Annotated in this window: 2 pseudogenes; both read left to right on the top strand. The window is 66.8% G+C overall.

Annotated elements, in window-relative coordinates:
* Positions 1-404 (top strand): annotated as a pseudogene (locus FJ980_RS33690) (aminotransferase class III-fold pyridoxal phosphate-dependent enzyme); the annotation flags it as partial.
* Between the two features lie 47 nt (positions 405-451).
* Positions 452-1,089 (top strand): annotated as a pseudogene (locus FJ980_RS33685) (glutamine synthetase); the annotation flags it as partial.

The raw sequence follows: 1,089 nt of genomic DNA, 5'->3' as shown, positions 1-1,089 counted from the left end.
TGGGCACGACGCTCTCAGCCAATCCTCTGCAGTTTGCCGCGATGCGCGCCGCGCTCGAAGAAGTGATGACGGCCGAGAACTACGACCGCATGGATCATCTGGCGCGGCGGCTCGATGCCGGGCTGACCACGGTCATCGACCGCTACCGCCTGCCATGGCATGTCGCCCGCGTCGGCGCCCGCGTCGAATTCATCTGCGCGCCGGGCCCGCTGCGCAATGGGGCGGAGGCGGAGGCCGCGCACGCGCCGGAACTCGAAGCCGCCATCCATGTCGCGCTGGTCAATCGCGGCGTGCTTATCGCGCCCTTCCACAATATGATGCTGATCTCTCCGGCGACCACTGGCGCCCAGGTCAACCGGCTGATCACCGCCTTCGGCGCAGTTGCGGCGGAGCTTGCGGCATGAGACAAGCCACCCAACAGACAGGCGCGCAAGCCAGGCCGGGCTCCATCATGACTTCACCTTCGGGCTCGACGCCCACCGAGGCGCAGGCCTTTCTCGACGCCCATCCTGAGATCGAAGCCTTCGATATCGTGCTGACCGATGCCAACGGCGTCGGCCGTGGCAAGATCGTGCGCCGGCACGAGCTGAAAGCCATCTTCGAAGGCGGCCGGCACATGCCGATCTCGATCCTCGGCCTCGACATCACCGGCGAGGACGTGCACGAGACCGGGCTGATCTGGACCACCGGCGACGGCGATCTGCGCGCCTGGCCGATTCCTGGCACGCTGGTGCCGCTCCACGGGACCAAACCGCCGCGCGGCCAGGTGCTGATGGCGATGTATCATCTCGACGGCGCGCCGATGTCATCGGACCCGCGGCTGGCGCTGGCAAGGCAGGTCGACATATTGGCGTCCAAGGGGCTGTACCCGGCCGGCGCCTTCGAGCTCGAATTTTTTCTCCTCGCCAATGAGCGCGACAGCGACGGCAAGGTGCAGCCGGCGCACGCCGTGCTGGATGGCCGCGTCTCGGGCAAGACCGAGGTCTACTCGGTCGACCATCTGCCCGGCATGGAGACGCTGTGTACCGACATCTATGCCGCGGCCAAGGCACAGGGCATGCCGGCAGAGCACGTGCTTTCTGAAGATGC

The sequence above is a fragment of the Mesorhizobium sp. B1-1-5 genome, from assembly GCF_006443065.1.
Taxonomy (GTDB): domain Bacteria; phylum Pseudomonadota; class Alphaproteobacteria; order Rhizobiales; family Rhizobiaceae; genus Mesorhizobium.
The sequence above is the reverse complement of the archived record's forward strand: the minus strand, read 5'-3'. Positions and strand labels throughout refer to the sequence as shown.